This window comes from Flavobacteriales bacterium, from assembly GCA_030584065.1.
In the GTDB taxonomy this organism is placed as follows: Bacteria; Bacteroidota; Bacteroidia; order Flavobacteriales_F; family PHOS-HE28; genus PHOS-HE28.
In genome coordinates, this window is record CP129489.1 from 539,390 (window position 1) to 566,187 (window position 26,798).

At 64.7% G+C, this 26,798-nt stretch carries 28 protein-coding genes; 2 read left to right on the forward strand and 26 right to left on the reverse strand.

Going from position 1 to position 26,798, the window contains the following annotated elements; genetic code table 11:
- From QY325_02300 to QY325_02380, 17 genes are all read right to left on the reverse strand, one after another.
- Nucleotides 1-3,156, reverse strand: coding sequence for an efflux RND transporter permease subunit (locus tag QY325_02300; GenBank protein ID WKZ66763.1), 3,156 nt, complete (start codon nucleotides 3,154-3,156; stop codon nucleotides 1-3).
- 10 nt (nucleotides 3,157-3,166) lie between these two features.
- Nucleotides 3,167-4,300, reverse strand: a complete 1,134-nt coding sequence (locus QY325_02305) for an efflux RND transporter periplasmic adaptor subunit (protein ID WKZ66764.1) — start codon at nucleotides 4,298-4,300, stop codon at nucleotides 3,167-3,169.
- A gap of 98 nt (nucleotides 4,301-4,398) precedes the next feature.
- On the reverse strand, nucleotides 4,399-4,812 hold the full coding sequence (locus QY325_02310) for a GreA/GreB family elongation factor (protein WKZ66765.1): 414 nt from the start codon (nucleotides 4,810-4,812) through the stop codon (nucleotides 4,399-4,401).
- Between the two features lie 2 nt (nucleotides 4,813-4,814).
- Nucleotides 4,815-6,194 (reverse strand): NAD(P)(+) transhydrogenase (Re/Si-specific) subunit beta, encoded by a 1,380-nt coding sequence (locus tag QY325_02315; protein ID WKZ66766.1) that lies wholly within the window; start codon nucleotides 6,192-6,194, stop codon nucleotides 4,815-4,817.
- A 2-nt stretch (nucleotides 6,195-6,196) separates the two neighbouring features.
- Nucleotides 6,197-6,520: an NAD(P) transhydrogenase subunit alpha gene (locus QY325_02320; GenBank protein WKZ66767.1), complete on the reverse strand. Its 324-nt coding sequence runs from the start codon at nucleotides 6,518-6,520 to the stop codon at nucleotides 6,197-6,199.
- Nucleotides 6,521-6,524: 4 nt separating this feature from the next.
- Entirely contained in the window at nucleotides 6,525-7,640 is a 1,116-nt protein-coding gene (locus QY325_02325; GenBank protein WKZ66768.1) for an NAD(P) transhydrogenase subunit alpha, read from the reverse strand.
- Nucleotide 7,641: 1 nt separating this feature from the next.
- Nucleotides 7,642-8,919 (reverse strand): Glu/Leu/Phe/Val dehydrogenase, encoded by a 1,278-nt coding sequence (locus QY325_02330; GenBank protein WKZ66769.1) that lies wholly within the window; start codon nucleotides 8,917-8,919, stop codon nucleotides 7,642-7,644.
- A gap of 37 nt (nucleotides 8,920-8,956) precedes the next feature.
- A complete protein-coding gene (locus QY325_02335) occupies nucleotides 8,957-9,187 on the reverse strand; it encodes a hypothetical protein (protein WKZ66770.1) in 231 nt (76 codons plus the stop codon).
- Between the two features lie 623 nt (nucleotides 9,188-9,810).
- A complete protein-coding gene (locus QY325_02340; GenBank protein WKZ66771.1) occupies nucleotides 9,811-10,239 on the reverse strand; it encodes a hemerythrin domain-containing protein in 429 nt (142 codons plus the stop codon).
- Nucleotides 10,226-10,966, reverse strand: a complete 741-nt coding sequence (gene ric, locus QY325_02345) for an iron-sulfur cluster repair di-iron protein (GenBank protein ID WKZ66772.1) — start codon at nucleotides 10,964-10,966, stop codon at nucleotides 10,226-10,228. Before ric ends, QY325_02340 begins: the two co-directional genes overlap by 14 nt.
- Nucleotides 10,967-11,034: 68 nt before the next feature.
- Entirely contained in the window at nucleotides 11,035-11,481 is a 447-nt protein-coding gene (locus QY325_02350) for a hypothetical protein (protein WKZ66773.1), read from the reverse strand.
- Nucleotides 11,478-11,879, reverse strand: coding sequence for a group III truncated hemoglobin (locus QY325_02355; protein ID WKZ66774.1), 402 nt, complete (start codon nucleotides 11,877-11,879; stop codon nucleotides 11,478-11,480). The genes QY325_02350 and QY325_02355 overlap by 4 nt, the downstream gene beginning before the upstream one ends.
- On the reverse strand, nucleotides 11,876-12,289 hold the full coding sequence (locus QY325_02360) for a cytochrome C (GenBank protein ID WKZ66775.1): 414 nt from the start codon (nucleotides 12,287-12,289) through the stop codon (nucleotides 11,876-11,878). The genes QY325_02355 and QY325_02360 overlap by 4 nt, the downstream gene beginning before the upstream one ends.
- Nucleotides 12,279-12,554: a hypothetical protein gene (locus tag QY325_02365; GenBank protein ID WKZ66776.1), complete on the reverse strand. Its 276-nt coding sequence runs from the start codon at nucleotides 12,552-12,554 to the stop codon at nucleotides 12,279-12,281. Before QY325_02365 ends, QY325_02360 begins: the two co-directional genes overlap by 11 nt.
- A complete protein-coding gene (locus QY325_02370; protein ID WKZ66777.1) occupies nucleotides 12,554-13,567 on the reverse strand; it encodes a cbb3-type cytochrome c oxidase subunit II in 1,014 nt (337 codons plus the stop codon). The genes QY325_02365 and QY325_02370 overlap by 1 nt, the downstream gene beginning before the upstream one ends.
- A 4-nt stretch (nucleotides 13,568-13,571) precedes the next feature.
- A complete protein-coding gene (locus QY325_02375; GenBank protein ID WKZ66778.1) occupies nucleotides 13,572-15,275 on the reverse strand; it encodes a cbb3-type cytochrome c oxidase subunit I in 1,704 nt (567 codons plus the stop codon).
- A gap of 134 nt (nucleotides 15,276-15,409) precedes the next feature.
- On the reverse strand, nucleotides 15,410-15,844 hold the full coding sequence (locus QY325_02380) for an Rrf2 family transcriptional regulator (protein WKZ66779.1): 435 nt from the start codon (nucleotides 15,842-15,844) through the stop codon (nucleotides 15,410-15,412).
- 207 nt (nucleotides 15,845-16,051) lie between these two features.
- On the opposite strand from QY325_02380, the gene QY325_02385 reads away from it, so the two are divergent.
- On the forward strand, nucleotides 16,052-17,425 hold the full coding sequence (locus tag QY325_02385; protein WKZ66780.1) for a tryptophanase: 1,374 nt from the start codon (nucleotides 16,052-16,054) through the stop codon (nucleotides 17,423-17,425).
- Between the two features lie 126 nt (nucleotides 17,426-17,551).
- On the opposite strand, the gene QY325_02390 is transcribed toward QY325_02385, so the two are convergent.
- Genes QY325_02390 through QY325_02425 form a run of 8 tightly spaced genes read right to left on the reverse strand, consistent with a single transcriptional unit; the run spans nucleotide 17,552 to nucleotide 25,594 of the window.
- Nucleotides 17,552-18,178: a hypothetical protein gene (locus QY325_02390; protein ID WKZ66781.1), complete on the reverse strand. Its 627-nt coding sequence runs from the start codon at nucleotides 18,176-18,178 to the stop codon at nucleotides 17,552-17,554.
- 37 nt (nucleotides 18,179-18,215) lie between these two features.
- Nucleotides 18,216-21,341, reverse strand: a complete 3,126-nt coding sequence (locus QY325_02395; protein ID WKZ66782.1) for an efflux RND transporter permease subunit — start codon at nucleotides 21,339-21,341, stop codon at nucleotides 18,216-18,218.
- A gap of 22 nt (nucleotides 21,342-21,363) precedes the next feature.
- Nucleotides 21,364-22,404 carry an efflux RND transporter periplasmic adaptor subunit gene (locus tag QY325_02400; protein ID WKZ66783.1) on the reverse strand — a complete coding sequence of 347 codons (1,041 nt, stop codon included), beginning with the start codon at nucleotides 22,402-22,404 and terminating at the stop codon, nucleotides 21,364-21,366.
- A complete protein-coding gene (locus QY325_02405; protein WKZ66784.1) occupies nucleotides 22,401-23,738 on the reverse strand; it encodes a TolC family protein in 1,338 nt (445 codons plus the stop codon). The genes QY325_02400 and QY325_02405 overlap by 4 nt, the downstream gene beginning before the upstream one ends.
- Nucleotides 23,735-24,190, reverse strand: a complete 456-nt coding sequence (locus QY325_02410) for a hypothetical protein (protein ID WKZ66785.1) — start codon at nucleotides 24,188-24,190, stop codon at nucleotides 23,735-23,737. Before QY325_02410 ends, QY325_02405 begins: the two co-directional genes overlap by 4 nt.
- Nucleotides 24,187-24,603, reverse strand: a complete 417-nt coding sequence (locus tag QY325_02415; GenBank protein WKZ66786.1) for a hypothetical protein — start codon at nucleotides 24,601-24,603, stop codon at nucleotides 24,187-24,189. The genes QY325_02410 and QY325_02415 overlap by 4 nt, the downstream gene beginning before the upstream one ends.
- 6 nt (nucleotides 24,604-24,609) lie before the next feature.
- A complete protein-coding gene (locus QY325_02420; GenBank protein WKZ66787.1) occupies nucleotides 24,610-25,191 on the reverse strand; it encodes a TetR/AcrR family transcriptional regulator in 582 nt (193 codons plus the stop codon).
- Complete coding sequence (locus tag QY325_02425; protein WKZ66788.1) at nucleotides 25,181-25,594, reverse strand: hypothetical protein; 414 nt, start codon at nucleotides 25,592-25,594, stop codon at nucleotides 25,181-25,183. The genes QY325_02420 and QY325_02425 overlap by 11 nt, the downstream gene beginning before the upstream one ends.
- A gap of 146 nt (nucleotides 25,595-25,740) precedes the next feature.
- Here QY325_02425 and QY325_02430 point away from each other — a divergent pair, with 146 nt between their 5' ends.
- Entirely contained in the window at nucleotides 25,741-26,127 is a 387-nt protein-coding gene (locus QY325_02430; GenBank protein WKZ66789.1) for a beta-eliminating lyase-related protein, read from the forward strand.
- Between the two features lie 416 nt (nucleotides 26,128-26,543).
- Here QY325_02430 and QY325_02435 read toward each other — a convergent pair whose 3' ends face one another.
- Entirely contained in the window at nucleotides 26,544-26,798 is a 255-nt protein-coding gene (locus QY325_02435; GenBank protein ID WKZ66790.1) for a hypothetical protein, read from the reverse strand.

The window sequence follows — 26,798 nt, forward strand, 5'->3', positions numbered from 1 at the left end:
TCAAAGCGTTTCGGTGAAGGCGATCTCGTCCTTGCGGCCGGTGCGTTTCAGGCGGTCGGACAGGGTGGCGAACACCACGTAGAGCCCGGGCACCACGATCACGCCGAAGATGGTGCCGAAGAGCATGCCCCCTGCGGCCGCGGAGCCGATGGTGTTGTTGCCGATCTTGCCCGCGCCGCTGGCCATCATCAGGGGGATCAGGCCCGCGATGAAGGCGAAACTGGTCATCAGGATGGGGCGGAGGCGGTCGTTGGCGGCCTCCACGGCGGCATCGAACGCGCTGGCGCCGGCGCGGTGGCGCAGGGTGGCGAACTCGATGATGAGGATGGCGTTCTTGCCCAGGATGCCGATCAGCATCACCATGGCGATCTGCGCGTAGATGTTGTTCTCCAGCCCCATGATGAGCAGGAAGAAGAGCGCGCCGAAGATGCCCACGGGCAGCGACAGCAGCACCGGCAGCGGCAGCAGGAAGCTCTCGTACTGCGCGGCCAGCAGCAGGTACACGAAGAGCAGGCTGATGGCGAAGATGATGATGGCCTGGTTGCCCGCGTTGGCCTGGTCGCGGGAGGAGCCGGCCCAGTCGTAGCCGTAGCCGCGGGGCAGCACCTCCGCCGTCACCTCGCGGATCGCCTGGATCGCATCGCCGCTGCTGTAGCCCGGAGCGGGCTGGCCGTTCACCATGGCCGAGGGGTACATGTTGTAGCGCGTGATCTGCTCGGGACCGTACACCTTCTCGATGCGCAGGAAGGTGCTGTAGGGCACCAGTTCGCCCTTGTCGTTCCTCAGGTAGAGCTTCAGGATGTCATCGGGTTCGGCGCGGTACTCCGGATCGGCCTGCACCATTACGCGGTACATCTGCGCGAAGCGGATGAAGTTGGTGGCGTATTCGCTGCCGATCATCGTCTGCAGGGTGCTCATCGCGTTCTCCACGGTGATGCCCTTCTCGGCGGCCAGGTCCATGTCCAGGTGCAGCAGGTACTGCGGGAAGCTGGCGTTGAACGTGGTGAAGGCGTTGTTGATCTCGGGCCGCTGGTTCAGCGCGCGCACCAGGTCATTGGCCACCTGCTGCAGCGCGTTGAGGTCGTCGCTTCCGGTCTGGTCGAGCAGGCGCAGTTCGAAGCCGCTGGAGTTGCCATAGCCGGGCACGGGCGGCGGGGTGAAGAACTCGATCTCGCCGTCCTTGATGTGCTTGGTGCGTTCGATCAGCTCGGCGATCACCTCCTGGTCGCTTTGTGCGCGGTCCTCCCAGTTCTTCAGGCTGATCAGGTTCATGCCATAGGTGGCGCCGGTGCCTTCGCTGAGCAGGCTGTAGCCGGCCAGGCTGCTCACGTTGTCCACAGCGTCCAGGCTGTCGGCCACCTGCTGGATCTCGTCGGCCACGCGTTCGGTGCGGTCGATGGTGGCGCCGTTCGGTGCGTTGATGTTGGCGTAGATGGTGCCCTGGTCCTCGTTGGGGATGAAACCCGTGGGCACGAGCGAGCCGGTGAGGCCGGCCGCCACGGAGAAGCCGATCAGCAGGCCCCAGGTCACCGTGCGCCGGTTGGCGATGGCCCCCACCAGGGTCTTGTACCGGGCGCCGAGGCCGTCGTACCAGGTGTTGAAGCCGGTGAAGAAGCGGCCCAGACGGCCGGGGCGAGGAGCGTGGTGGTCCACCTTCTTCAGGAAGGAGGCGCACAGCGCCGGTGTGAGGGTGAGCGCCGTGATGCCGCTGAGCACGATGGAGATGGCCATGGTGAGGCTGAACTCGCGGTAGAAGATGCCGGAGGGGCCTTCCATGAAGGATACCGGGATGAACACGGCGGACATCACCAGGGTGATGGCGATGATGGCCCCGCTGATCTCCTTCATCGCGGCTTCCGTGGCCTCCCGCGGACCGAGTCCCGACCGCTCCATCTTGGCGTGCACGGCCTCGATCACCACGATGGCGTTGTCCACCACGATGCCGATGGCCAGCACCAGGGCGAACAGCGTGATCAGGTTCAGCGAGAAGCCGAGCAGGTCCATGAAGAAGAAGGTGCCCACCAGCGACACCGGGATGGCGATGATCGGGATGAGCGTACTGCGCAGGTCCTGCAGGAAGATGTAGACCACGAGCGCCACCAGGATGAAGGCCTCGAGCAGGGTCCAGAGCACGCTGCTGATCGAGGCGTCCAGGAACTGGCTCACGTCGTAGCTGAAGGTGTAGGTCATGCCCGGCGGGAACGACGTGGCCTGGATGCGCGCCATGGTGGCCTTGATGTCGTCGATCACCTCCTTGGCGTTGGTGCCGGGGCGCTGCTTCAGCATGATGGCGGCGGAGGGCCGTCCGTTCTCCTTGCTCAGCACGTTGTAGTCCTGCGAGTCGAACTCCACGTCGGCGATGTCCTTCAGGCGCACGAGCTCGCCCTCGTCGGTGGCGCGCACCACGATGTTGGCATACTCCTCCGGGGTGTTGAACTTGCCCGTGTAGCGCAGTACGTACTGCAGGGTGCGCGCCCGTTTGCCGGAGCTCTCACCGATCTTGCCGGGCGCGGCCTCCACGTTCTGCTGGCGCAGACGGTTCACCACGTCCTGCGCATCGATGTCATAGAAGCGCATGCGGTCGGGCTTCAGCCACACGCGCATGGCATATTCGCGCACGCCGAGGATGTCGGCGAAGCCCACGCCCTCGATCCGCTTGATCTCCTTGAGGACGTTGATATCCGCGAAATTGTAGAGGAACTTCTCGTCGTGCGTGGGGTCGGTGCTCAGCACGTTGATGTAGAGCAGCATGCTGTTCTGCACCTTCTCCACCACCACACCGCTCTTGGTCACCTCCTCGGGCAGTTCGTCCAGGGTGGTGCTCACCCGGTTCTGCACGTTCACGGCGGCGAGGTCGGGGTCGATGCCGGGCTTGAAGATGATCTGGATGATGCTCTCGCCGTCGTTGCCGCTCACGCTGTTCATGTACTGCATGCCCGGCACGCCGTTGATGGCGCGCTCCAGCGTGGTCACCACGGCCTTCACGCTGGTCTCGGCGTTGGCCCCGGTGTAGTTGGTGGTCACGTTCACCTCGGGCGGTGCGATGTCGGGGAACTGCGTGATGGGCAGCTGCTGCAGGCCGATGAGTCCCAGCACCACGATGATGACCGAGACGACGATGGAAAGGACGGGTCGGTGGATGAAGCGGGCGAACATGGCGGCGCGGTCAGTGGTTGCCGATCTTGTTCAACACCTCCTCCCGGCCCACCGGTGCGGGCACGATGCGGTCATCGTGCCGCAGCCGTTGCACGCCCTCGAACACGATGCGTTCATCGGGCTTCAGGCCGCTCTGCACCACGTAGAGGTCGGGCAGGCGGAATGAAGCGGTGATGCTGCGCTGCTCCACGGTGCTGTCCGGCCGCACCACCATCACGTACAGTTTGTCCTGCACCTCGAAGGTGGAGCGCTGCGGCACCATCAGCGCATCCTTCAGCGGACGGCGCACCACGATGTTGGCGTTGGCGCCGTGCTTCAGCATGCCGTCCGGATTGGGGAAGCGCGCACGGATGGCGATGTTGCCGGTCGCGCGGTCGAACTCGCTCTCGGCCACCTCGATGCGGCCCTGGTGTTCATAGGTCTCGCCGCTGGTCAGCAGCAGGGTCACCCGGCGCAGGGTGGTGTCGCGGAACAGGTTGCGCAGCTGCAGGTAATCCAGCTCCGACAAGTGGAAGTAGGCGAACATCTCGCTGTTGTCGGTGATGGTGGTGAGCACATCGGCCTCCTGCACGATGCTGCCGGTCTTGAACGGGATGCGGTTGATCTTGCCGCGGTAAGGGGCCTTGATGAGCGAATAGGACAGGTTCAGCGCGGCGTGGTCGCGTGCGGAGGCGGCCTCCTCCACCCGGGCGCGCAGGGCGTCCACGCGGGCACGGGTCAGGTCCAGTTCGGCCTGTGAGGAGATGTTCTGCTGCACCAGGGCGGCGGTGTTGCGGAGCTCCACCTCGGCGGCGGCGAGCTCGGCCTGCACCACTTTCAGCGCGGCGTTGGCGCGTTGCAGTTCCAGGCCGCGGTCCGCGCTGCTCACGTCGAAGAGCGGTTGTCCGGCGTTCACCAGCTGTCCTTCATCCACGTGGATCCGTTCGATGTAGCCCCCGATGTGGCTGCGCACCTCCACGAACTGCACGCTGTGGACCTCGGCAACGTAGTCCTTCGCGATCGCGGTGTCGCCCACCAGGGGTGCGGTCACGGGGAAGCGGTCCGGTGCGGGCGGCGGTGCTGACGGGGAGCAGCCTGACGTGGCCCGCACCACAGCGAAGAGGATGCCGGGCAGGATGGATGATGGAAGGAAGCGTGAGTTCAAGATGTGGGGAAGGAATGATGTGGAGGAGGGAGCATTGCTGCCGTGGCAGCAACGCTCCCTCCAACTGGTCTGTTCGATGATGCGGTCCTCCGTGGATGTTACTCCCTCAAGGCTTCCACATCGCAGCGGGAGTTGTCAACCTTCTCGAGCGTGATGGTCTGGTCGCCCAGGGGCAGCTTCCACACGATGGTGGCGCCTTGGCGGTAGCCGATCAGTGCAGAGCCGAGGACGGACAACACCGAGAGCTTGTTCTGCTTGAGGTCGGCATCGGCGTGCATCACCAGTTGCAGGCCGTTCTTGCGGCCGGCGGGCATGCCCACGTCCACGATGCTGCATACGCGCACCACATCATGGGGCATGTCCTCTTCCTTGCGCACGTCGGCGGTGTCCAGTTCCTTGTACAGCCGGTCAAGGCTGTTGCGTACCTGGATGTCGGGTGCGGTGTGGCCGATGATCCAGGAGCGCATCAGGTCGCGCTCCTTCTCGGAAACGATCAGGCGGGGGTTCTCCATGGTCAGATGCGTTTGAGTTCGTCGATGATGGCCTTCACGCTCTCCTTGGCATCGCCGAAGAGCACGCGGCAATTGGGTCGTTCGAAGAGGAGGTTGCGTTCGCCGGAATAGCCTTTGGCCATGCCGCGCTTGAACACCACCACCTGCTTGGCCTTGTAGGCGCGGATGATCGGCATTCCGTGGATGCTGGAATCCGGATCGGACTCGGCGGCGGGGTTCACCACGTCGTTGGCGCCGATCACGAGCACCACATCGTAACGGTCCATATGATCGTTGACCTCCTCCATGCCGTGGATGCTGGCGTAGGGCACGTTGGCCTCTGCGAGCAGCACGTTCATGTGGCCGGGCATGCGGCCCGCCACCGGGTGGATGATGTAGTGCACACCCGCGCCCATGCGCTGCAGCAGGCCCTGCATCTCGTAGACGGCCTGCTGGGCCTGGCTTACGGCCATGCCATAGCCGGGCACGATGGCGATGTGCTTGCTGAAGGCGAGCATGGAGGCGGTTTCCACGGCGGTCACCGGCCGCACCTGCTCCTCGCTTTCCGCTGCGCCACCGCGGGCGCTCTTGATGGAGCCGGCCAGCACGCTCCGCAGGGTGCGGTTCATGGCCTTGCTCATCTGTGCGGTGAGAATCAGGCCTGTGGCGCCCACCAGGATGCCGCCGATGAGCATCACCGGGTCCTTGAAGATGAGGCCGGCCAGCAGGGTGGCCACCCCGGTGAGCGCGTTGAGCAGGGCGATGAGCACCGGCATGTCGGCACCGCCGATGGGAAGGGTGAACAGGATGCCGTAGACCAAGGAGGCAACGGCCACCAGCATCAGCAACAGGGCGAGGGACCCGGAGGCATCGGGCAGCACCCAAAGCAGCGCCAGTGCCAGCAGCATGCCCAGCAGCAGCAGGCGCGCACCAAGCCTATGGAGGCGGTTCCCGCGTGGAAGCTTGCGGCCGTCCAGCTTCAGGTAGGCCACCATGCTGCCGGTGAAGGCCAGCCCGCCGAGGGCCACACCGAGCATGAGAACGGTGGAGCCGAAGCGGTTCGCGGGCAGGATGCCCATGGCAAGCACTTGGTTCACACCCAGCAGCACGGCGCTGAGGCCCCCCAGCGCGTTGAAGATGGATACCAGCTGGGGCATCGATGTCATCGGCACGCGGTAGCTCCACACACGGCCAATCACCGTTGCGGCCACAAGCAGCAGCACCAGCAGGACCAGATGTGCGCCCACGGTTTCAGGACGGTAGCAGGCCCATGTAATGGCCGCCAAGGCCAACAACGCACTTGCGGCGGCCAGCAGGTTGCCGGTACGCGCACGCGAAGGCTCGCCCATGAGCTTCAGGCCCTGGACCAGGCCCAGGGTGGCAAGGAGGTATAGGATGCCCACGGTCAGTGCTCGGTATTACGCTTGCTCGTGGCGCGGAACATGTCCAGCATGCGATGGGTGACGAAGAAGCCGCCGGCCATGTTCACCGCACCAAGCAGGATGGCCAGCGATGAGAGCACCACCACCAGGATCTCTCCCGGCCCGGCGGCGAGCAGCTGGGTGATGCCTCCGAAGAGGATGATGCCGCTGATGGCGTTGGAGCCGGACATGAGCGGGGTGTGCAGCACCGCGGGCACGTTGCGGATCACCTCGAAGCCCAGCAGCAGGCTCAAGGCGAGCACGAACACGCCGTCGATGTCGGTGAGTTGGTAGTGAAGCTCGTTCATGGGTTCAGGCGGTTGCGGCCAGGGCCAGGTAGCGTTCGTTCACCACTTCGCCATCCTCCACCACGCGGGTGGCCTTGAGGATCTCGTCGGCCGGGTTGCCCGCGTTCTTCAGCAGGTGCTCGATGAAGGTGGTGTAGTTGTTGGAGAGCAGGAAGGAAGTGGAATGTGCGCAGCCGCATTCGATGGCGGTGGGGCCCATGATGGTCACCTCGTCGGCCATCACGGTGGCATCGGGCTCGGTGAGGGCGCAGTTGCCACCGGTGGCAGCGGCAAGGTCCACCACCACGGCGCCAGGCTTCATGGCGCGCACCATGTCCTCGGTGATCAGCAGGGGCGCCCTTCGGCCGGGGATGCGCGCGGTGGTGATGATTACATCCGCCTGGGCGGCCTCCTCGTGGATCACCTTGCGGATACGCTCCAGGTGCTCGGGGGTCTGCTCCACGGCATAGCCGCCCGCCTTGCGGTCCTCCACGGCACCCTCCACCTCGATGAAGGTGGCGCCAAGGCTCTCCACCTCGGTACGCGACGCGGAACGCACGTCATAGGCACGCACGATGGCGCCCAGACGGCGCGCGGTGGCGATGGCCTGCAGGCCCGACACACCGGCCCCCATGATGAGGAAGCGTGCCGGACGCAAGGTGCCACCCGCGCTGGTGATCATCGGCACGGTGGCCAGGGAGCGCTCGGCGGCGAGCAGCACGGCCTGGTAGCCGCTGATGGAGGCCACTGACGAGAGCACGTCCATGGCCTGCGCCAGGGTGGTACGTGGGATGAGGTCGACGCTGTGGAGCGTGATGCCCGGCCTGCGGTAGTGTTCCACCACGGCACGGTCGTTCAGCACGTTGAGGAAGCCGATGAAGGTCTTCGGCTTGCCGATGTCCTCGCCGCGATAATGGTTGTCGTGGCCGAGGATCACATCACAGTTGCGAAGAATGTCGTCGCGGTGACCCACCAAGGTGGCGCCTGCTTCCTCATAGGCCTCATCGGAGAAGCCCGCCGCCCTGCCGGCGCCGCGCTGCACGGTCACACGGAAATGACCCGCAAGGCGCTTCACGCCTGCAGGGGCGAGCGCCACCAGCCGGCGGCGCTCGCTTTCCTTCAGTACACCCAGGTGCTGCATGCTACGGGAAGATGCCGCGTTCCTTGTAGGTCTTCTCCAATCGTCGCAGGGCCACGATGTAGGCGCTGTCGCGCCAGTTCACCTCGAACTCCTCGGCGGTGGTGACCACCTTGTCGAAGGCGGTGTCGATCTTGTCCTGGATCATCTCCAGCACCTGGTCGATCTTCCAGATCTCGCTGCGCTTGTTCTGGAGCCACTCGTAGTAGCTGCCGATCACGCCGCCGCTGTTGCAGAGGATGTCCGGGATGATGTCCACGCCGTTGGCGCGCAGGATGGCTTCGCCTTCGGTGTCCGTGGGCCCGTTGGCGCCTTCGGCCACCACGTTGGCCTTGATGCTTCCGGCGTTGGCCGCGGTGATCTGGTTGCCCAGGGCAGCGGGCACCACGATGTCGCAGGGCAGTCCGAAGAATTCCTCGGGTGCCATAGTGCCGGCCTTGGCGTAGCCTGAGATGCTGCGGTTGTTGGCCTCCACGTGTCGGTTCAGGTCCTCGGGGTCGATGCCGTTCACGTTGTGGATGGTGGCACTGGCGTCCTGTACGGCGATGAGCACGGCACCTTCCTCAGCCAGGAAGTGCGAGGTCCAATAGCCTACGTTGCCGAAGCCCTGCACGATGTAGCGCATGCCCTTCAGGGGCTTGCCGGTGCGCTTGGACCATGACTTGAGGGTGGCCACCACGCCGAATCCGGTGGCGCGGTCACGGCCTTCCAGTCCGCCGGCGCCCAGGGGCTTGCCGGTCACCACGTGCAGGTTGGCGAAGCGCGTGGCGGGCGACTTGGTGCTGGAGTAGGTGTCCGCGATCCAGGCCATGATCTGCGGGTTGGTGTTCACATCGGGCGCCGGGATGTCCAGGTCGGGCCCGATGTTGTCGCCCAGCGCATAGGTGAAGCGGCGGGTGATGCGCTCCAGCTCGCCCTGCGAGTAGAGCTTGGGATTGATCTCCACGCCGCCCTTGCCGCCGCCATAGGGCAGTCCGGCGAGCGCGGTCTTCCAGGTCATCCAGATGGCCAGGGCGCGGGCGGAGTCGATGTCCACGGTCTGGTGGTAGCGCAGGCCGCCCTTGTAGGGCCCGAGCGCGTTGTTGTGCTGCACGCGGTAGCCGGTGAAGACCTCGATGGAGCCGTCGTCCAGCTTCACGGGGAAGTGGACCACGATCTCGCTGTTGGTCTTGGCCAGGATCTTCCGCACGCCGGGGTCCAGGCCCATGATGTCGGCCGCACGTTCGAACTGGTCCATGACCACCTTGTACATGCCTTGCCGTTGCTCGGCTTTCTTTTCCATCGTCGGAGTATGCATGGTGCCTTGTTGGTTCGGTGTTCTATTGGTAGTGTTCGCAGTGCAGGATGATGCGGTCCGCCGAGCGGAGCGCGCAATGGTCGCGGTGGTCGCAGGTGGCGCAGAGACCGGCCCCGGTTTCGAGGGGCATATTCGGGCGTGTCGGCCGTTGTGCCTGGGCGGTCACCGTTGGCAATTCATGCAGCTCGCAGTGGAATACCGGGCCGGTGGCCTGCCGCTCGTAGGCGCAGGCACCCTTGTGCAGGCAATTCACGCAAAGCGAAAGGGATGGTCGGTGATTGGTCGGTGGCATGGTTGCGGCTTGCGAACCGCCGTTGCCAAGGCCTGTGCCAATCGGACCGGGTGGACCTGCATCCTTGCAGGCCGGGAGGTGTGATCCATTGGATTGCAGCGCCTTACAGATGGTTCAGCGGAGGTGCCGAGCCCGACACGGGGCAACGGGGGGCAATCCGCACCGGGGCGGTTCGCCCCGGCCGGGGCGGATTGCCCCTAGCCTCTTCGCTTCACCCAGGTGGCCTTGCAATCGATGACCGTGATTCCAGAGGACCGGGCACTCCAGCATGCACAGGATGCGCTGGTGCCCCATCCTCGGCCTGGCTCACCCGTGCGCTCGGCGTTGTGGCCTGTGGTACGTGCATCCTCCAGTGGGGCGAGCCGGCCGTCCTTGCCCGCGCACCATCTTTCGGAATCACCAGCCGGTGCCCCATGAGCCCCGGCTTGCATGGCTGGAAGAGGCACTCGCGGTTCACGTTGTGTTCCGCCAATGTGGCCGCCCCGGTGGTGAACCTCTCGTGGATCTGTGCCTGATGCGGCAGGTCATTCGGCCCACTGCCATCGGTCTGCAACGAGCAGGGTGCCCGCAAGCCGGCCTGCCGCTTACGTCTCGGCCAGCAACCCGTGCAACCGGTCGATCCGTTCCAGCTGCTCCTCCGTGGCCACGGCCTGGATGCGGGGGAAGAGCACGCGCTCCTCGAAACGGATGTGCGCTTCCAGCTCATCCTCGATCCGGGAGAGGTCGCGCAACGGGTCGTCCGATGAAAGGAAGAGGCGCGTGAGCCTGCGGTGCTCGCTGATGGCGCGCTTCACCAGGGGGTCGCCCGCGCCCAGTACCGGGAACACGGCCTCCTCCTCGATGGCGAAGTGGGGCAGGAGATGGCGGTGGTAGAACGCCACGCTGCTCTGCATCTGCGCGACGGGGTCGCGCGCTTCGGCCAGGGCACGCCGGATCTGCCAGCAGAAGAGGAGCCCCTCATGGTGCTCCCGGCTCACCGGCCGCAGCAGGGCGTGCCGTTCAAGCGGTGGCATGGCGCAGTTCCTTCTCCAGCGCCTTGGCGCGCGGGAAGAGGATGTTGTTCTCCAGGTGGATGTGGCGGTGCAGGTCCTCCTCGAACTCGCGCAGCATGGCGTAGGCCGTGCCATAGGTCGTGCAGCCGTCGGGCGGGTTGGTGTAGTTGCCGCTCAGTTCGGCGATGCGGCGGAAGCGCTCACCCTCGGCGTCGTGCTCGTGCTCCATCATGGTGATGGGGTTCTCCACGGTGCCGAAATGCGGGGTGGGGGCGGGCAGGTCGTGCAGCCGGGCCTTCTCCAGTTGGTTGATGAAGGGGAAGAGGACCAGCTCCTCCTTCTTCATATGGGCGGCCATGGCCTGGGCGCAGGCGTGGAATTCCTCGCGGATGGCGAAGAGCTCCGGGTGGCGGTCCCCATGCACGGTGCAGAGCTTGTTGAGGAATTGCATCAGGGTGGTGGAGCGGGACTCCACGTAGCGGTGATGCACGCGCTCGATGTGCTCGATCAAGCGGCTCAGGGGCCATTGCTTCACATCGTCCGCCGTGCCGCCATCGCGTTCAATGGCCTGGCGGATCTCGGCCTCCAAGGTGTCCGGTTCAATGGCCTTGGCCCGGCATACCTCGGCAATGGTGCGGCCACCCTTGCAGCAGAAGTCGATGCCATGGGCGTTGAAGACGGCGGCGGTGCGGTAGTCATCGGCCACGATGGAGCCGACGGTCCGGTCGAGGGTGAAGGGGATCGACATGGTGTTCAGGTGCTTTCAGGTGTGACGCAAAGAAAAGGACAATAATGTCCGTAAATGAATGACCTGTGTCATCCTTGCACGGTGGTGACACGGACCAGCCGGGTGCCGAGGATGACCAGTGCGGCCACCTTCACCACCTCGCCGACCACGTAGAGGAGATGCAGGTGCGACGGGCCCGGCAGGTGACCATGGATGGCGAGCAGTGCACGTTCATCGAGCGCCGGCAGCAGCCAGAGGCTTTGGATGAAGAGGATGAGCACGGGCAGCACGATGAGCCCGCGGGGAGGCCAGGCCACCCTGCGCCACAGCAGGTCGGCGAGCACGGCCACGGCCAGCGCCCATTCCACCCGGTTCAAGGCCTGGAACACGAGCCGCCCGATGCCCAGACCGATCGGCAGGGTGACGCCGTAGGCGCGGAACTTCAGCCAGGCCTCCATGAAGCTGATGGCGCACACGAAGCCCACCCACACGAAGGCGCAGATGAGCGCGATGGGGTGGTGCAGCCGGTAGTTCACTGGATGAAGTCCTGCGGACGCGTCCGGTACCGCTCGATGCGCTCCTGGAACATGTCCGCCATGCGGTCGGCGTTGCGGTGGGCCAGTTGTGCCACGGGACCTTCGAAGAGCTCGTCCACCGTGGCATGGAAGAGTTGCAGCCACCGCCCGAAATGCGCCGCACCGATCGGCATGTCCAGGTGGGGCCGCAACGGGGTGCCCGTGTACGATCCCTCGTTGATCAGTACGGTGCCCCAAAAGCGGTGCATCTTCTCCAGGTGCTCGGGCCAGCGGTCGCCGATGATGCCGTTGAAGATGGCCCCGAGCAGGTCGTCGTTGCGGACCTTGCCATAGAAGGTGTCCACCAACAGCACGATGTGATCGTGGTGCCGGATGTCAGCGCGCGGTGCGGGTGTCATGCTGCGGGCGGCACGTGCCAGTATTGGATGAAGTAGAACAGGGCGAAGCCGAGGAAGGTGATGAGCAGGGCCCACACCCAGGCGGGGATGCCCTTGGGCGTTTCCGAGCCGGTGACCAGGAACCGATCGGCGCGCTCGCTGCCATAGGCGTTGATGGTGATGGGCATGCGGCCGTCCACCACGTCGCCATCATCGAGGCCCACCACGGCGATGTCCGGACCATTGCGAACCTCGAAGGGCACATGGCGCACCCCTTCCACGCCGCTGGTGGAGCGCGCCACCACACGCAGGATATGCGGTCCGTCGGGTAGTCGGGTGGTGTCCAGCACGAACTTCACCGGCGGCTCGAACTCGGCGAAAGGCTCCCGGTCATCATCGATGTAGAGGCGGACAAGGCGTTCAGGTTCCATGGGGAATGGATGGGTCGTGGAGGATGATGCGCTTGATGTGCCCGTCATGCCCTTCCCCCGGCCTCAGCAGCATGCGCAGGGCGAGGACCAGGGTGATGGTCACGATGCCCCCAGCGCCCCACACGATGACCAGGTCCCACTGGCTCTGGGGGCCCGTGCCATGGGTGATGCCGCGCAGCGGGGCGGGTTGGTTCTTCTGGCACACATCGCAGGCCCACACGGCCACGCCGGTGGCGGAGAACAGGAATGTGAGGAGCGCGCGCATCAGGGCATCAGGGTGGTGGCCGGTGCCACCGTGGAGCGCACGGCGCGGACGGCATCGGTGGTAGTGGCGGGCGCCTCGTTGCCGAAGGCACTGCGCAGGTAGTTGGCGATGGCCGCGACCTCCGCGTCCGACAATCGCTCGGCCTGCGCGGGCATCACGCCGTACTCCGCCCGCGCATCATAGCCACCGAGGATGATCGAGAGCATCAGGGTGGGATCGGGGTCGTTCACCACCGGGCTGCCGGCCAGGGGAGGGAAGGCACCCGCCAGACCCTTGCCTTCCGCGCCATGGCAGGCGGAGCAGGTCTGCACGAAGAGGTCGGCGCCGTTGGGTAGGTCGCCGGCGCTTGGCTTTGCTTCCGCCTCGCTGCGCGCCCCTGGCGAGGGCAGGAAGACCGGATCAGCACCGCCGGGCAGGGGCGCTTGCTTCAGGGTGAGCAGGTAGGCCACCAGGTCCTGTGCGCGCTGGGAGGCCACCAGCACCTTGTTGCTGTCGCGCAGGCGTTCCTTGGGCACCGGCACCACCACCGCATCCTCCGCGGGCGTGTCGGTCTCCTCGAAGAGCCAGGGGTAGCGCGGCATGATGGAACCCTTCACCACCATGCGCGGATCATAGAGGTGCAGTAAGTGCCATTGCGCACCGGGCTGTCGCCGGCCAGTGTTGGTGAGGTCCGGACCGGTGCGCTCACTGCCCAGCAGGGAGGGCGATTGCCGCCACACGTCCAGGCGCTGCTTGCTGTAGTGGTAGTCGCTGGGGATGCTCGGCCGCTCGCCCCACATGCGGTCCATCTCAATGTTGCGCACCTGTTGCGTGTGGCAGGCGGCGCAGCCTTCGGCCACGTATACTTCCAGCCCACGTCGTTCGCTCGCCGTCATCGGCGGCAGGTCCGGCAGGGGCGCGTTGTTCAGGGCCAGTTCGTTGGCGGGGATCACGGCCACGCCCATGCTCAGCAGCACGAACACCACGAGCGCGACATTGACCAGGTTCTGGTGGTCCTTGTGGAAGTTGAGCATGGCGTCAGGCGATGGTGGGAGTGGGGGTCGCTGAGGTTGCCGTGTTCGCCGCGGGTCGGCGTACCATGGTGATGAAGTTCCAGGCGAAGAGCAGATGCGAGACGAACATCAGGGAACCACCGATGGCGCGCCAGATCCAGTAGGGCCGTGAGCCGATCACCCCATCGATGAAGGGGCGGCCCTCCAGCCATTGCAGCCCTTTGAAGGTGCCGCCGGCCATCATGCTGATCATGTAGGCGAAGAGGCCGATGAAGGCCAGCCAGAAGTGGGCGCCCACCAGCAGCTGCGCCGGTTCGCGCCCCGTGAGCCGCGGCACGATGGCGTACATGCAGGCCCACAGCGCGAAGGTGATGATGCCGTACATGGTCATGTGCGAGTGCGCCACGTTGAAGTCCGTGAAGTGCCAGAGGTGGTTGGTGAAGCGGAAGGCCTGGAAGCTGCCCTGCGTGCTGCCCACGAAGTAGAAGACCACGGCCACCAGGAAGAAGGGCAGCACGTAGCTGCGGCCGATCGCAGACCAGCTGCCGCGCATGGTCATCAGGAAGTTGGTGGTGCCCGCCACCACGGGGATGAACATGCCCGCGCTGAACACGATGGCCACCGTCTGCAGCCACCACGGCAGCGGCGCGAACACGAAGTGGTGCGTGCCGATGAGGGTGTAGAAGAGCATCTGCGTCCAGAAGGCCAGCACGCCGAGGGAGTAGGAGTAGATGGGCCTGTTGAACGCCGAGGGCAGGTAGTAGTAGAGCAGGCCGAGGGTGAAGGTCATGAACCACATGCCCACGCCCTGGTGCATGTAGTAGCCCTGGATCACGGTCTCGCCCAGGCCGTCCTGGTACCAGGGCAGGTAGCCGATGGTCACCAGTACGAGAGTCCAGACGAGCGCGGCCAGCATGTACCAGTTGCTGATGTAGATCTCGCCGATGGTGCGGCGCTTCACCGTGCCATAGAAGTTGCGGAAGGTGAGGAAGAGCCCCCAGGCGAAGGGCAGCACGGCCGGCCAGATGTACTCGCGGTACTCGCCGCCGCCGTTGTTGATGCCGGCCATCAGGAAGAGGTTGCCGGAGAGGATGCCCAGGTTCATCCAACCCAGCGCGCGCCAGCCGCGGCGCAGGCTGGGGATGGCTGCGGCCGAGGTGCGCGCCACCACGAAGTAGCCCAGCCCGATCATGGCCAGCGAGGCCCAACCCCAGAACACGGTGTTGGTGTGCACCGGTCGCAGGCGGCCGAACGACAGCCAGGACTGCTGGTCCATGTCGGGCCACACGAACTTCATGCCCACGTACTGGCCGATCAGGGTGCCGATCACCAGCCAGCTCACCGCACAGCCCAGGTACCACACGATCATCCGGCGCAGGCCGGGCTGCACCTCCAGCACCATTTCCTGGGACTTCTTCTCATCCACCAAGGGGTTGTCGGGTTCGTTGCTGTAGGTGCTCACCAGGCCGCGCTCGCCGAGCCGGGCCATCGCGCCGTCCCCGGCACCCTTGCGGCGAAGTGAACGCAGCAACCGGTCCACCTTCGCGCTCACCACCAGGGCGGCCACCAGAAGTACGATGCCCAGAAGCACCAGGGTGCCCACCACCCCCGGGCTGGAGAGCCAGCCAGCGGTGCCGCTTTGTGCAAGGAGCGGCGTGGGGGCGATCATGGCCATGCCCACCGCCAGCGGGGTGGCCTTGGACCGGAGCGGGAACGTGCGATGATGCATGACGGCAGCTATGGTTCGGGAAGGGAGGCTTGAGGGTTAGAACTGGACAAAAGTATCCATAAAATAGAATAACAGATAAAATGGTCGATAATTAGACTGTGCTCGGATTCCGGCGCTACCGCGGGGAGGCCGGCTCAGCGCTTCAGGATGATCTTCTCAAGGGGTACGCCGTCCACTACGTCGTGCAGGGTGGTGCCCTCCAGCATGCGGCGCAGGTCGGCCCGCACCTTGGCGAACTGGTCGTGCAGCGGGCAGGGCTTGCGGGCGTCGCAGGCGTCGAGGCCCAGGCCGCAGCCCTTGTAGACGGAGTCGCCGTCGATGAGGTCCACGATGCGGCTGATGCGGATCTTCTTCGCCTGTTCGGGGGTGATGAGGAAACCGCCGTTGGGTCCGCGCTGCGAATCGATCAGCCCGCCTTCCACCAGCTTGCGCAGCACCTTGGCGGTGAAGGCCTCGGGCGAGCCGGTGCGCTCGGCCACTTCATGCAGACCCAGCCGCTCGCCGGTGCGACCGCAGGAGGCGATGCACATGGAGGCACGGATGCCGTATTCACAGGCCTTGGAGAACATGGGTCGACCGTTCGGCGCGTGAAAGTACATGGCCGCACAGTCCGCCAAATGTGAGCGGCGTCAGTTCCATGATCATGCCACCGTTGCTATGGCACTGGTGGCAGTTGATTATACATCTCCCATGCAGGGTGATGGTCGTCATGCGAGGTCCCGATGGCAACGGACAGTTTTGTCCACTTCGGCCCGACAATCAGGCCCTGCAACCTCATGAAGCACCGCACCATCATCGAACCCTTCCGCATCAAGAGCGTGGAACCCATCGGCCTCAGCACGGAGGCGGAACGCGTGGAGTATCTCAAGGAGGCCCACTACAATCCGTTCCTGCTCCGGTCGCGTGATGTGATCATCGACCTGATGACCGACAGCGGCACCAGCGCCATGAGCGCGCACCAATGGGCGGGCATGATGGAGGGCGACGAGGCCTACGCCGGTTCGCGCAGCTGGGAGCGCATGCTCGCCGAGGTGCAGGACCTCACCGGCATGGAGCATGTGCTGCCCACCCACCAGGGCCGCGCCGCCGAACGCATCCTCTACGGCCATTTGGGCGGTCCGGGCAAGGTCTTCATCAGCAACACCCACTTCGACACCACCCGCGCCAACATCGAGTTCACCGGTGCCACCGCCATCGACATCCCCATTGCCGAAGGCCGCGACCCTGCTCTCATGCATCCCTTCAAGGGGAACATGGACGTGGCCGAGCTGGACCATCTGCTCAAGGAGCACAAGGGCAACGTGGGCGCCGTCATCCTCACCGTCACCAACAACAGCGGCGGCGGACAACCGGTGAGCCTGGCCAATGCCGAGGGCGTGGCCGCCATCTGCAAACGCCACGGGGTACCCTTCCTGCTCGATTGCTGCCGCATCGCGGAGAATAGCTGGTTCATCAAGGACCGCGAGGAGGGCATGGAGGGCTTGTCCTACCGCCAGATCGCGCAACGGCTGTTCGCCCTGGCCGATGGGGCCATCATGAGCGCCAAGAAGGATGCGCTGGTGAACATGGGCGGCTTCCTCTCCGTGCGTGATGCAGCGCTGGCCGAGGCCTGCATCAACCTGCTCATCATCACCGAGGGCTTCACCACCTACGGCGGCCTCAGCGGGCGTGACATGGAGGCCATCGCCATCGGCCTGCAGGAGGTCTTCGATCCCCACTACCTGGACTACCGCATCAAGAGCACCACCTTCGTGGGCCGCAAGCTGCATGAACTGGGCGTTCCGCTGATGCGTCCCATCGGGGGCCATGCGGTGTACATCGATGCCAAGGCGCTCTATCCGCACATCCCGCCGGACCAGTACCCCGGGCAGGCGCTGGTGTGCGAGCTCTACCGGCTGGGCGGCATCCGCAGCGTGGAGATCGGCTCGGTCATGTTCGGCACCTACCTGCCCGATGGCTCGCTGAAGCCCTCACCCATGGAGCTGGTGCGCCTGGCCATCCCGCGCCGCGTGTACACCCAGAGCCACATGGAGTACGTGGCCGAGACCTTCGAGGAGATCATGCGCACGCGCGAGCAGGTGCGCGGCTACCGCATCATCAAGGAGCCGCGTTTCCTACGGCACTTCACGGCGCATTTCGAGGAGATATAGCGCGCCTTGGTCCCCTTCGGGTCACAGCTCGCCTTTCTCGCCATTCACCCAGCGCTGCATCATCACACGTTCGGCAGGCGACTGCTCGAAGGGAATGGCTCCTGCGATAACGTTGAGCACACGGTCTCAAAGGTTCGCCTGCTTGCCGGCTTCCTCCTTGATGGCCTGCATGGCTTCGAGGTAGTCGCGCTCGTAGCGTTCGGCCTCGGCGATGGAGTACTTGTGGGGGATGTATTTGAGGATGGTGGCGGTGAGCTCGTCCGCCTTTGCGGCACCCAGCTCGGCGAGGAGATGCGCTTTGAAGTAAGCGGCAGTGCAGATGCCGCGGATCGCCTCCAGATCAGCTGCCATCACCTGCCACAGGGTATGCCAATCGCCTTGTTCGGCACTGTCAGCGGCGCCAAGGGGGAGCGAGGCCATGTCCCTGAAGTGTGTGGAGACCAGTTGGAGCTGTTCCTGCATCAACGGCCAGTTCACCTCGGGTGAAGCGCCGTCCATGAGGAGATCCGCAGCATTCTTCAACAGGTCCATGACCTGCTGCTGTGGAAGGCGGAGCAGCTGGAGCTGTGCGTCGAACGCCGCGCGGAAGGCGGCATCCCCATGGAGCGCGGCGAGTTCTTCCGCCTGCTTCAGTTTCCCGGCCATGCGTTCCCGGGCCTGGTCGATCATGGCCCGATCGCTTCGGATGGCATCGGACAGGTGGCGGAATTTGATCGCGGCGCGCAGGGTGGGGTTCGTCGTAGTGGTGGACATGGTCTTGAGGTGTTGTTGTTCGATGATCGATCGTTGTTCAGGGGGCGGCTGCCGACCTGTTCGATGAGGCGATGCGCCAGCCTGCCACGGTGTTCTTCGCTCCTTCCAGCAGGTGGTACATCACCGGAACCAGGTACACGGTGAGCAGCATGCTGCTGGTGAGGCCGCCGATGATGACCCAGGCCAGGCCGTTCTTCCATTCGCTGCCGGTGCCGGTGGCCAGTGCGATGGGCAGCATTCCGAAGACCATGGCGATGGTGGTCATGAGGATGGGGCGCAGGCGGGTGCGGCCGGCCTCCACCAGCGCTTCCACGTAGTGCATGCCCTCGGCCTTCAGCTGGTTGGTACGGTCCACGATGAGGATGGCGTTCTTGGCCACCAGGCCCAGCAGCATGATGAGCCCCAGCAGCGTGAACAGGCTGAGCGAAGACAGGCTGAGATTGAGCGCGAGGAAGGCACCGATGACGGCCACGGGGATGCTGAAGAGCACCACGAAAGGGTAGAGGAAGCTGTCATAGAGGGCCACCATCACTAGGTAGACGAGGATGAAGGAGATGAGCAGTGCGCCGCCCAGTGCGCCGAAGCTGTCGTTCTGCCGCTTCACATCGCTGCCCCAGGTGAGGCGCACCTCTTCGGGCAAGGGATTGTTGCCCAGGTAGGCCACCACATCATCGGCCACGCTGCCCGAACCTCGACCCAGGGCATCGGCGGTGAGGGTCACGGCGCTCATGCGGTCCAGGCGCTCCACCATGGCAGGCGGTTCGTGACGTTCCACGGTGGCGAACTGCGCCAGCCGCACGGGCATACCGGCCGCGTTCACGAAGAGGAGGCGCTCCATGTCCTGCGCATCGCGCCGTTGAATGTCGTCCACGCGAACGCGGATGGGGTACTCAGTGCCATCCTGGAAGAGGCGCGCATCATCGTTGCCGGCGAGGGCATTGCGCAGGGTGGCGCCCACGGCAGCGGTGCCAAGGCCTAGCTGCGCCATGCGGTCGCGGTCCAGGTGTACCTGCAGCTCAGGAGCGCCGCTTTCGATGCTCAGGCGCACGTTGTTGGCGCCGGGTATGCCAGCGAGGGTGTCCTTCAGGATGTGGGCCGTGCGCATCACCAGGTCCCTGTTAGCGCCGCTCAGGGTGATCTCCACCGGGGCGCTGCGCGGCACCAGGCCGATGGTGGCCATCGTGATGTCCACACCAGGGAAGTGCTGAAGCAGATCTTCGCGAAGCATCATCATGGTGGCTTCGGTACTGCGGCCGTCGCGCTGGGCCTTAGGCACCAGGTCGATGGTGAGCTCACTGCGGTATTCGGCACCCACGCCCATGCTGCCGATGCCGGTGCTGGGGCCACCTACGTTGCTGAAGACATTGGCCACCTCGGGCCGTTGCAACATATGCTCCTCCAGCGCGCGGCTGCGCAGGTTGTTCTCCTGCAAAGGCACTTGTTTGTCGTATTCCAAGGTGAGGCGGAAGATGCCTTGGTCGCCGGTGGCGATGAGCTCCTTGGTCATGATGCCTTGCTTGATGATGGCTCCCATGGCCGCGAATAGTAGCAGCACGATGCCAAGGAAGGCGGCCCGGTGCGTCAACACCCAGCGGAGCTGACGGGCATACCATTCGTTCAGTTGGTCCAGGCCATGCTCGAAGCGGAGCAGGGCGCGGGCCCAACTGGTGGTGGGCTTCAGGTCCTCGCGCTGGCCCATGCGCGAGGCCAGCCATGGAGTGAGCGTGAAACTGACGAAGAGGCTCATAAGGGTGGAGACCACCACCACCACGCTGAACTGCTTGAGCAGGTCGGCCACGAAGACCTGCACGAAGATGATGGGGAGAAAGACCACCACATCCACGAGGGTGATGGACAAGGCCGAGAAGCCGATCTCCGCGCGGCCGATGAGTGCGGCCTGGCGCTTATCCAGACCCTTGTCCAGGTAGCGCTGGATGTTCTCCAGGATCACGATGCTGTCATCCACCAGGATGCCGATGATGAGCGACATGGCCAGCAGCGTCATCAGATTGAGTGTGTAGCCGAAGAGGCCCATGGCCACGAATGCGCTCACGAGCGAGGCCGGGATGGCCACCAGTACGATGAGCGAGTTGCGCAGGCTGCGCAGGAACAGGAGCATGACGATGCTGACGAGCACGATGGCCAGGCCCAGGTCGAAGAGCACGGCGTTCACCGCCTCCATGGTGGTGTCGGTGCTGTCCGATGCGATGATGAAGCGCGTGCCGAAGGCGGCTTCCTCGGCTTCGATGCGAGCCAGTTCCGCGCGCACGGCGGCGCTCACGTCCACCGCGTTCGCATCGCCCTGTTTCTTGATGAGCAGGCCGATGCCTTCACGACCGTTGTAGCGGCTCACCGAAGTGGGGTCGGCCACGCCATCCACCACCATGGCCACGTCCTTCACGCGCACCACGGACCCCGGGGCGGGCATGGATATCACCACTTCCTCCACATCCTGCACAGTGTGCAGCTTGCCAGCGAGCTTCACGGTGAGCTGTCCATCCGTGGTGCGCACAGCACCTGCCGGCACTTCCCGCCCGGCGCGAAGAATGGCCTCGCTCACCTGCGGCAGAGCCACCTTGTGCAACAACAGGCGTTCCTGGTCAACCTTTACTTGCACCTCGCGCTGTTCACCGCCCAACAGGGTGATCTCCGCCACGCCCTTCAGTTGCTGGATACGGGGCAGCAGCTGGTCCACCAGGTGCTGGTGGAATTCCGGGGCAGACCTGTCGCTGAGCACACTGAGGCTCATGATGGGCAGGTCGTTCGGGGAGACCTTCGACATCACCGGTGGCTGAAGGCCTTCGGGGAGGTCTTTCCGGATATTGTCGATGCGGCGTTGGGCATCCTGCATGGCCAGGTCCAGGTCGGCGCCGTACTTGAAGTTGACAATGACTATGGAGGCGTTGGCCAGGGATCGGCTGCTGATGAAGTCCACCCGTTCCAAGGCGCTCAGAGCATCCTCCACCGGCCGGGTCACGCTGTTGGCCACTTCCTCGGGCGCGGCCCCCGGGTACATGGTGCGGATGGTGATCACCGGCTGGCTGAAGTCGGGCATCATTTCCACGCCCAGGCCCTTGTAGGCCACGATGCCGCCGAGGAAGAGCACACCAAAGAGGACGATGATGAGCGACGGGCGCTCGATGGCGATGCGGGTAAGGTTCATGGCCTTGCGGGATGCGCGTTGTTCATCGGTAGGTCACACGGGCGCCATCGTGCAGGCTCACGGCACCGCTGGTCACAACGAGGTCGCCTGCCGTAAGCCCCCGCTGCACGATCATCCTTCCATCGCCGGCGGTGGCCACCGCAATGGGCATGCGGCGGGCCACACTGTCGCGCACCACATACACCTCCGGTTCGATGGCGGAGCCCAAAAGAGCACGGGCCGGAATGGTAACCTGATCAACTGTTGTGGAGTTGGGCAGTATCACCGTTGTGGACATCCCGGCCACGATGCGGGTGTCGGCCGACAGTGCGATGCGCACGGGGAAACGGTTCGCCACATCGCCTCGCCGGCCGATGCTGTGTACCGTACCGGTGAATGGTGTGGACCGATCACCCATGGTCACCTGCACGGTCTGTCCATGCTGGAACTGGGCGACATCCTTCTCGTTGACGTGGAGCAGCACCTCCAACTCGCGCGGGTCACTGAGCGTGGCCACGGGCATGGACGGCGCCACCACCGAACCCTCCTGCACCAACAGTTGGGTCACCTCGCCATCGAAGGGCGCGCGGATGGTGGTGCGTTGGAGCTGCTCGGTAACGTTTGCCAGTTGGATGCGCGCACTGTGCAGGGCCTGTTCGGTCTTCTCCAGCTGAACTCCTTGCACCGCATCAGCGGCGGTGAGCACGCGATAGCGCGCTAGGTCCTTTTCAAGCGCCGCCACCTGGACCAGTGCCGCTTCCTGCTGTAGGCGCAGGAATTCACCGTCGAGCTGTGCGAGCAGGTCGCCCTTGCGCACCTGCTGACCCTCGCGGACGGCAACGTGTAGCACGCGACCTGGCACCTCGGCCATTACGCGTCCTTCGCGCACCGGCACAATGGTGCCGCCATATCGCGGCCCTTGCCCACCTCTCCCTGCCAGCACGGCTTCAACAGTTACATGCACGGGGGCGTGCTTGTCGTGCCGGTACACGCGTTCGATCACCGTCCGCTTGTTCAGGGCCAGTTTCACCACGGTGAGCGCCAGCAAGGCGATCAATCCGATCCAGAGCATCCAGCGTTTCATGGGCGTTCGTTCAGCAGCGTGCCGTTGAGGCGCGCCAGTTCCAGTTGGGCCTTGCGCAGTTGCACCAAGGCATCGATGTACAGCTGTTGGCCTTCACGCACGGCCTGGTCGGCCAGCAGCAGGTCGGTGAGCGTTGCCACCCCTTCCGCATGTTGCAGCAGGGTGCTGCGGCGGATGCGGTCAGCCAGTGTGAGCTGCGCTTCCGCATCAGCGAGCGTACGGAAGGCAAGGGCCTCGTCACGCGCGGCGCGTCGTTGTTCCAAGCCTTCACGGTCGGCCACCGCATCGCGCAGCAGACCGGCGCGTTCCAACTCCAGTTCCTTCTGTGCCACCTTGCGGGTGATCACCGTGCCATTGAAGAGAGGCACTTGCAGGGTGGCTCCGAAGTAGCTTACGGGATAGAAGTCGTAGCGACCCTCGCTGCCGATGGGGCCGAAGCCGGTGTTGCCCAGCAAACCATAGCCTTGGAGGGAAGGCAGGCGCGATCGTTTCAACAGGCGGATCTCCGCATGACGGAGCAGCATGGTCTGTTCGGCGAGGCGCAGTCCGGCGGTGGGTCTTGGTGTTGCCGGTGCAGGGTTCGCGGACGGTGAAGCAGGTTCTGTGGCCAACGGCGCATCGGCGGGGAGGCCCGTCATCAGGCGCATGAGGTCGAGCACCTGTTCCTGTTGGGCCCCCACGCGTTCAAGCTGGGTGCGCAATTGGTCGCGTTGCAGTCGTAGCCGATCTACATCGGTGCCCCGCGCCAGCAGTTGCGCGTGGAGCAGTTCCACGTTCCGGAGCATGGCCTCGGTGCTCTGCAGGTTGCTGTCCAGGAACGTGCGGCGTGCCTGGAGCACCTGGGCATTGTAGTACGCATTGCTCACATCCAGCACCACCTCTTCGCGGCCGCGTTCGCGTTGGATGCCAGCCAGGCGTTCCGCCTCGCGCGCCACATGGATGCTCTCCCAGCTACCTACATCCACCAAAGGCAACTGGGCCTGCACGTTCATGGAAATGTTGTCCGGTGTGCCGAACTGGATCTCGCGGTACACGCCTTCGGGACCACCGAAGAAGGAAGAGGGAAGCAGTTGATAGGGCAACTGCGCATAGTGCCGCATATCCGCCAGCGCCCGCACCTTGGGCAACAGGCCGGCGCGTTGCTCGTCCACCCGCGCCCCGGCCATGCGTTGGTCGATCTCCGCAGCGCGCACACGTTGGTCGTTGACCAGCGCCTGGTCGATGCACGCCTGCAGCGACAGCACGGAGGTGGGTTGCTGTGCAGTGGCAACGAGTGACCAGGCTAACATCGCCGCGCCCAGGAAGGGCCGTATGGAGCTGACCAGGCGCATCATTCAAAGTAGTTGCCGTACGCTGCCAAGTGCTCGCCCAAGGCGTTGCGTTGTACGTCGGTGGCCTCAAACTCGCGCAGCTGGTGGTGGATGGGTAGTAAGTAGTTGTGCAACTGGTTGTGCGCTTCGCCGGTCATGGTGCAACGCTCGGAAATGAGCCCGAACTCCTCCTCCAGTGCGGCCTTCAGCGCCTTGGGGTCACCGGTCGATGGATCGTAGGCAGCGAGTATGCCCACCATGTTGGCAATGCCCGCGGTGGTCTCCGGATTGGCTTGCCAGCGCAGGCCGTTGTTGAGGGTAACGGGGGGCAGTGCGTCGTGGTCCGTAGCCGGGGTGCTGTCCGCTGGGCTGGTCGTGTGGTCGGCGTGTGCAGCGGCCTCGTGGGTGTGTTCACCACAGCTGCCATAGAACGCGGCGGTCGCCAGGAGGAGGAGGGGAAGTAAGATGCGGTTCATGCGTGGAAGCGTTCAGCAGGTTGTTCAGTGTGGCACAAGGCCCGGCGCGCCAGGAGGTGGAAGGCCCACGTGAGCAGCGTCCGGAACGTGAGCGCTCCAATGGTGGCCGTGCGGTATGCACCGCCTTCCGTGACATGCAAGGCGAGAATCAAGGCGCCCACGAGCAGCACGCCCACAGCAGCGGCCAGCAGCGGGGCCGACCAGCGTCGCTTCATCAGCAGGCCTGCACCGGCAGGTAGGTACAGAAGGGACGCGAACAGGTTGGCGATCACCACCGCAGGCACATAAGGCGACTCGCGTTCGCGGATACCGAAGAGGTCCAGCAGCACGGAGGCGCTCAGGAAGAGTGTGAGCGCGCCGAACGCGATGACCACTAGGCCGAGGGCGATGCGTGTAAGCTTACTGATTCCCATGGCGGCTCAGCACGTGATGAGGTTCAGGGTGGCAACGATGAGGGACATGCCTTTCCGGCGCACATCGAAGGAGCGGCCGCTCATGCGCCATTGCAGCATGTGCAGGCGGAAGGTGCCCATGAGGATGTGACCGAGCGTTTCGGCCGTGTGGTCCGAGGTGAAGACACCCGATCGTTGCCCGTCCTTGATGGCGTTGAGCAGGTGGCGGCGCTTTACCACCATGATGCGCTCGATGCCGGTATCGATGCCGTGTGAGGCTTCCAGCATCCCCGTGGCGAAAATGGCCATCAGGTATTGCGGGTTCTTCTGGAAGTAGGTGAACTGGCTGTCGAACATGGCCCGGACGCGCTCCACCGGGTCCGCATGCTCGTCGGCCAAATGCCCAAGCCGCTCATCGATGTTCTCAGCAAGGTGGTTCAACATGGTCACCAGGATCTCCTCCTTGCTCTTGAAGTGCCGGTAGAGCGCCGCTTCGGTAAAGTGCATGCGTTCAGCCAGGCGCTTGGTGGTGAGCGCTGCGAAACCATCTTCGGTCACCAGTTGTCCGGCGGCTTCGATGATCTCCAGTTGGCGCGGCTTAATGTCCATGGTGTGGCTTGAGGTGGAAGAAGGCTGTGCCGAGCAGGAAGACCGAAGCGGTCATGGCCAGCGCGCCGATGAGGACGAACACGGGAGGTGCACCCAGATAAACTTCAGCGAGGATGCCGAGGGGCATCAGGAGGCCGATGAGCCCCAGCCAGGACGTGAGCGCGGACCATCGCAGCCGTTCGCCGAAGTGGAGCAGCAGGTAGCCCATCACCACATTGAGGAAGGCGAAGAGGTTGCCATGCACATGGGCCAGGCGTGCCTCGAAGTGCTTGCCCACACTGTAGCTGTCCACCCACGCCTGCTTGTCGGGGGCGAAGTCGCGCAGGTAGATGAGCAGGAAGCCGTAGAGCATGAAGGCCCCCATGGTGAGGAAGCCGATGGCGATGTTCCGTTGTCCGTTCATGATCGTGATCTGTTTGAACGGCACAAAGTAAGTGAACATTAACATACCTGTACGGTGACATTGGCCACCTCGGCGGATCGGCCTGATGCCCACTGCCTGGACTACCGCAACCACAGCACCACTTGGCAGGGCGAGCAGTTGCTTCCATGGGGGTACCGCCATTTCGCTCCGCAGCGGGCCATGCGGTGTACATCGATGCCAAGTCCCTCTATCCGCACATCCCGCCGCAGCAGTATCCCGGCCAGGCGCTCGTGTGCGAGCTCTACCGCCTGGGCGGCATCCGCAGCGTGGAGATCGGCTCTGTCATGTTCGGCACCTATCTCCCCGATGGTTCACTGAAGCCCTCGCCCATGGAACTGGTGCGCCTGGCCATCCCGCGCCGCGTGTACACCCAAAGCCACATGGAATACGTGGCCGAGACCTTCGAGGAGATCATGCGCACCCGCGGGCAGGTGAGGGGCTACCGCATCATCAGGGAGCCGCGTTTCCTCAGGCACTTCACCGCGCATTTCGAGCGCATCGAGCAGGCCTGAGCCCTGAGCTGCCGGTAGCCGCATGCAGCCGTGTTCGATTCCGTCATGGAGGGATTTTCGGGTAACCTCCGAGGCACGCCTAGGACTCATGATATCGGTGCTCACGCTGATGTCCGGTGCCGGAAGGCACGGACGCCGCGCTTTACAGTGGCGGGTGCGGCGAGGCCGTTGGGCTGGAGACCGTGCGGTGGCATCGGATCAATGCATGAGCGCGAGCGGATCCGTGCGGGCTGGGATGCGGATCGGTCGTGATCGGCACCGAGGGGGACTGAGGGGGGCACCGGCGTGAAGGAGAGAGCCCCGGGCGATTGCCCAGGGCTCCAGATCGAGGGGGCGGGCCGGTCATCGGCACCGGCCCAGCGCTTCCCAGGACGCCCCCCTCTTTCCTTCCAGGATCATTGTCGGCCGCTTGCCCGTCATGCCGGCAGGAGCCCCGGGTTGCAGCGTGCGTTGTCCAAGCGGTCAAGTCGGATTACCACTTCACCCTTCGGCAGCTGCCAGGCGATCCGAGCGCCTTGGCGGTAGCCGATGCGTGCGGAGCCCATCACGGAGAGCACCGACAGCTTGTTCCGCCTCAGGTCGGCATGCATCACCAGCTGCAGGCCATGGCGGCGGTCCACAGGGGTATCTGCATTCACCACACTCCGGATCCGCACGACATCGGACGGCAT

Excerpts from the sequence above, each read along its gene's own strand:
- QY325_02300 (WKZ66763.1), bottom strand. The coding sequence starts at position 3,156 with ATGTTCGCCCGCTTCATCCACCGACCCGTCCTTTCCATCGTCGTCTCG.
- QY325_02310 (WKZ66765.1), bottom strand. The coding sequence starts at position 4,812 with ATGGAGAACCCCCGCCTGATCGTTTCCGAGAAGGAGCGCGACCTGATG.
- QY325_02320 (WKZ66767.1), bottom strand. The coding sequence starts at position 6,520 with ATGAACGAGCTTCACTACCAACTCACCGACATCGACGGCGTGTTCGTG.
- QY325_02325 (WKZ66768.1), bottom strand. The coding sequence starts at position 7,640 with ATGCAGCACCTGGGTGTACTGAAGGAAAGCGAGCGCCGCCGGCTGGTG.
- QY325_02330 (WKZ66769.1), bottom strand. The coding sequence starts at position 8,919 with ATGGAAAAGAAAGCCGAGCAACGGCAAGGCATGTACAAGGTGGTCATG.
- QY325_02340 (WKZ66771.1), bottom strand. The coding sequence starts at position 10,239 with ATGCCACCGCTTGAACGGCACGCCCTGCTGCGGCCGGTGAGCCGGGAG.
- ric (WKZ66772.1), bottom strand. The coding sequence starts at position 10,966 with ATGTCGATCCCCTTCACCCTCGACCGGACCGTCGGCTCCATCGTGGCC.
- QY325_02355 (WKZ66774.1), bottom strand. The coding sequence starts at position 11,879 with ATGACACCCGCACCGCGCGCTGACATCCGGCACCACGATCACATCGTG.
- QY325_02360 (WKZ66775.1), bottom strand. The coding sequence starts at position 12,289 with ATGGAACCTGAACGCCTTGTCCGCCTCTACATCGATGATGACCGGGAG.
- QY325_02365 (WKZ66776.1), bottom strand. The coding sequence starts at position 12,554 with ATGCGCGCGCTCCTCACATTCCTGTTCTCCGCCACCGGCGTGGCCGTG.
- QY325_02370 (WKZ66777.1), bottom strand. The coding sequence starts at position 13,567 with ATGCTCAACTTCCACAAGGACCACCAGAACCTGGTCAATGTCGCGCTC.
- QY325_02375 (WKZ66778.1), bottom strand. The coding sequence starts at position 15,275 with ATGCATCATCGCACGTTCCCGCTCCGGTCCAAGGCCACCCCGCTGGCG.
- QY325_02380 (WKZ66779.1), bottom strand. The coding sequence starts at position 15,844 with ATGTTCTCCAAGGCCTGTGAATACGGCATCCGTGCCTCCATGTGCATC.
- QY325_02385 (WKZ66780.1), top strand. The coding sequence starts at position 16,052 with ATGAAGCACCGCACCATCATCGAACCCTTCCGCATCAAGAGCGTGGAA.
- QY325_02390 (WKZ66781.1), bottom strand. The coding sequence starts at position 18,178 with ATGTCCACCACTACGACGAACCCCACCCTGCGCGCCGCGATCAAATTC.
- QY325_02395 (WKZ66782.1), bottom strand. The coding sequence starts at position 21,341 with ATGAACCTTACCCGCATCGCCATCGAGCGCCCGTCGCTCATCATCGTC.
- QY325_02400 (WKZ66783.1), bottom strand. The coding sequence starts at position 22,404 with ATGAAACGCTGGATGCTCTGGATCGGATTGATCGCCTTGCTGGCGCTC.
- QY325_02405 (WKZ66784.1), bottom strand. The coding sequence starts at position 23,738 with ATGATGCGCCTGGTCAGCTCCATACGGCCCTTCCTGGGCGCGGCGATG.
- QY325_02410 (WKZ66785.1), bottom strand. The coding sequence starts at position 24,190 with ATGAACCGCATCTTACTTCCCCTCCTCCTCCTGGCGACCGCCGCGTTC.
- QY325_02415 (WKZ66786.1), bottom strand. The coding sequence starts at position 24,603 with ATGGGAATCAGTAAGCTTACACGCATCGCCCTCGGCCTAGTGGTCATC.
- QY325_02420 (WKZ66787.1), bottom strand. The coding sequence starts at position 25,191 with ATGGACATTAAGCCGCGCCAACTGGAGATCATCGAAGCCGCCGGACAA.
- QY325_02425 (WKZ66788.1), bottom strand. The coding sequence starts at position 25,594 with ATGAACGGACAACGGAACATCGCCATCGGCTTCCTCACCATGGGGGCC.
- QY325_02430 (WKZ66789.1), top strand. The coding sequence starts at position 25,741 with ATGGGGGTACCGCCATTTCGCTCCGCAGCGGGCCATGCGGTGTACATC.
- QY325_02435 (WKZ66790.1), bottom strand. The coding sequence starts at position 26,798 with ATGCCGTCCGATGTCGTGCGGATCCGGAGTGTGGTGAATGCAGATACC.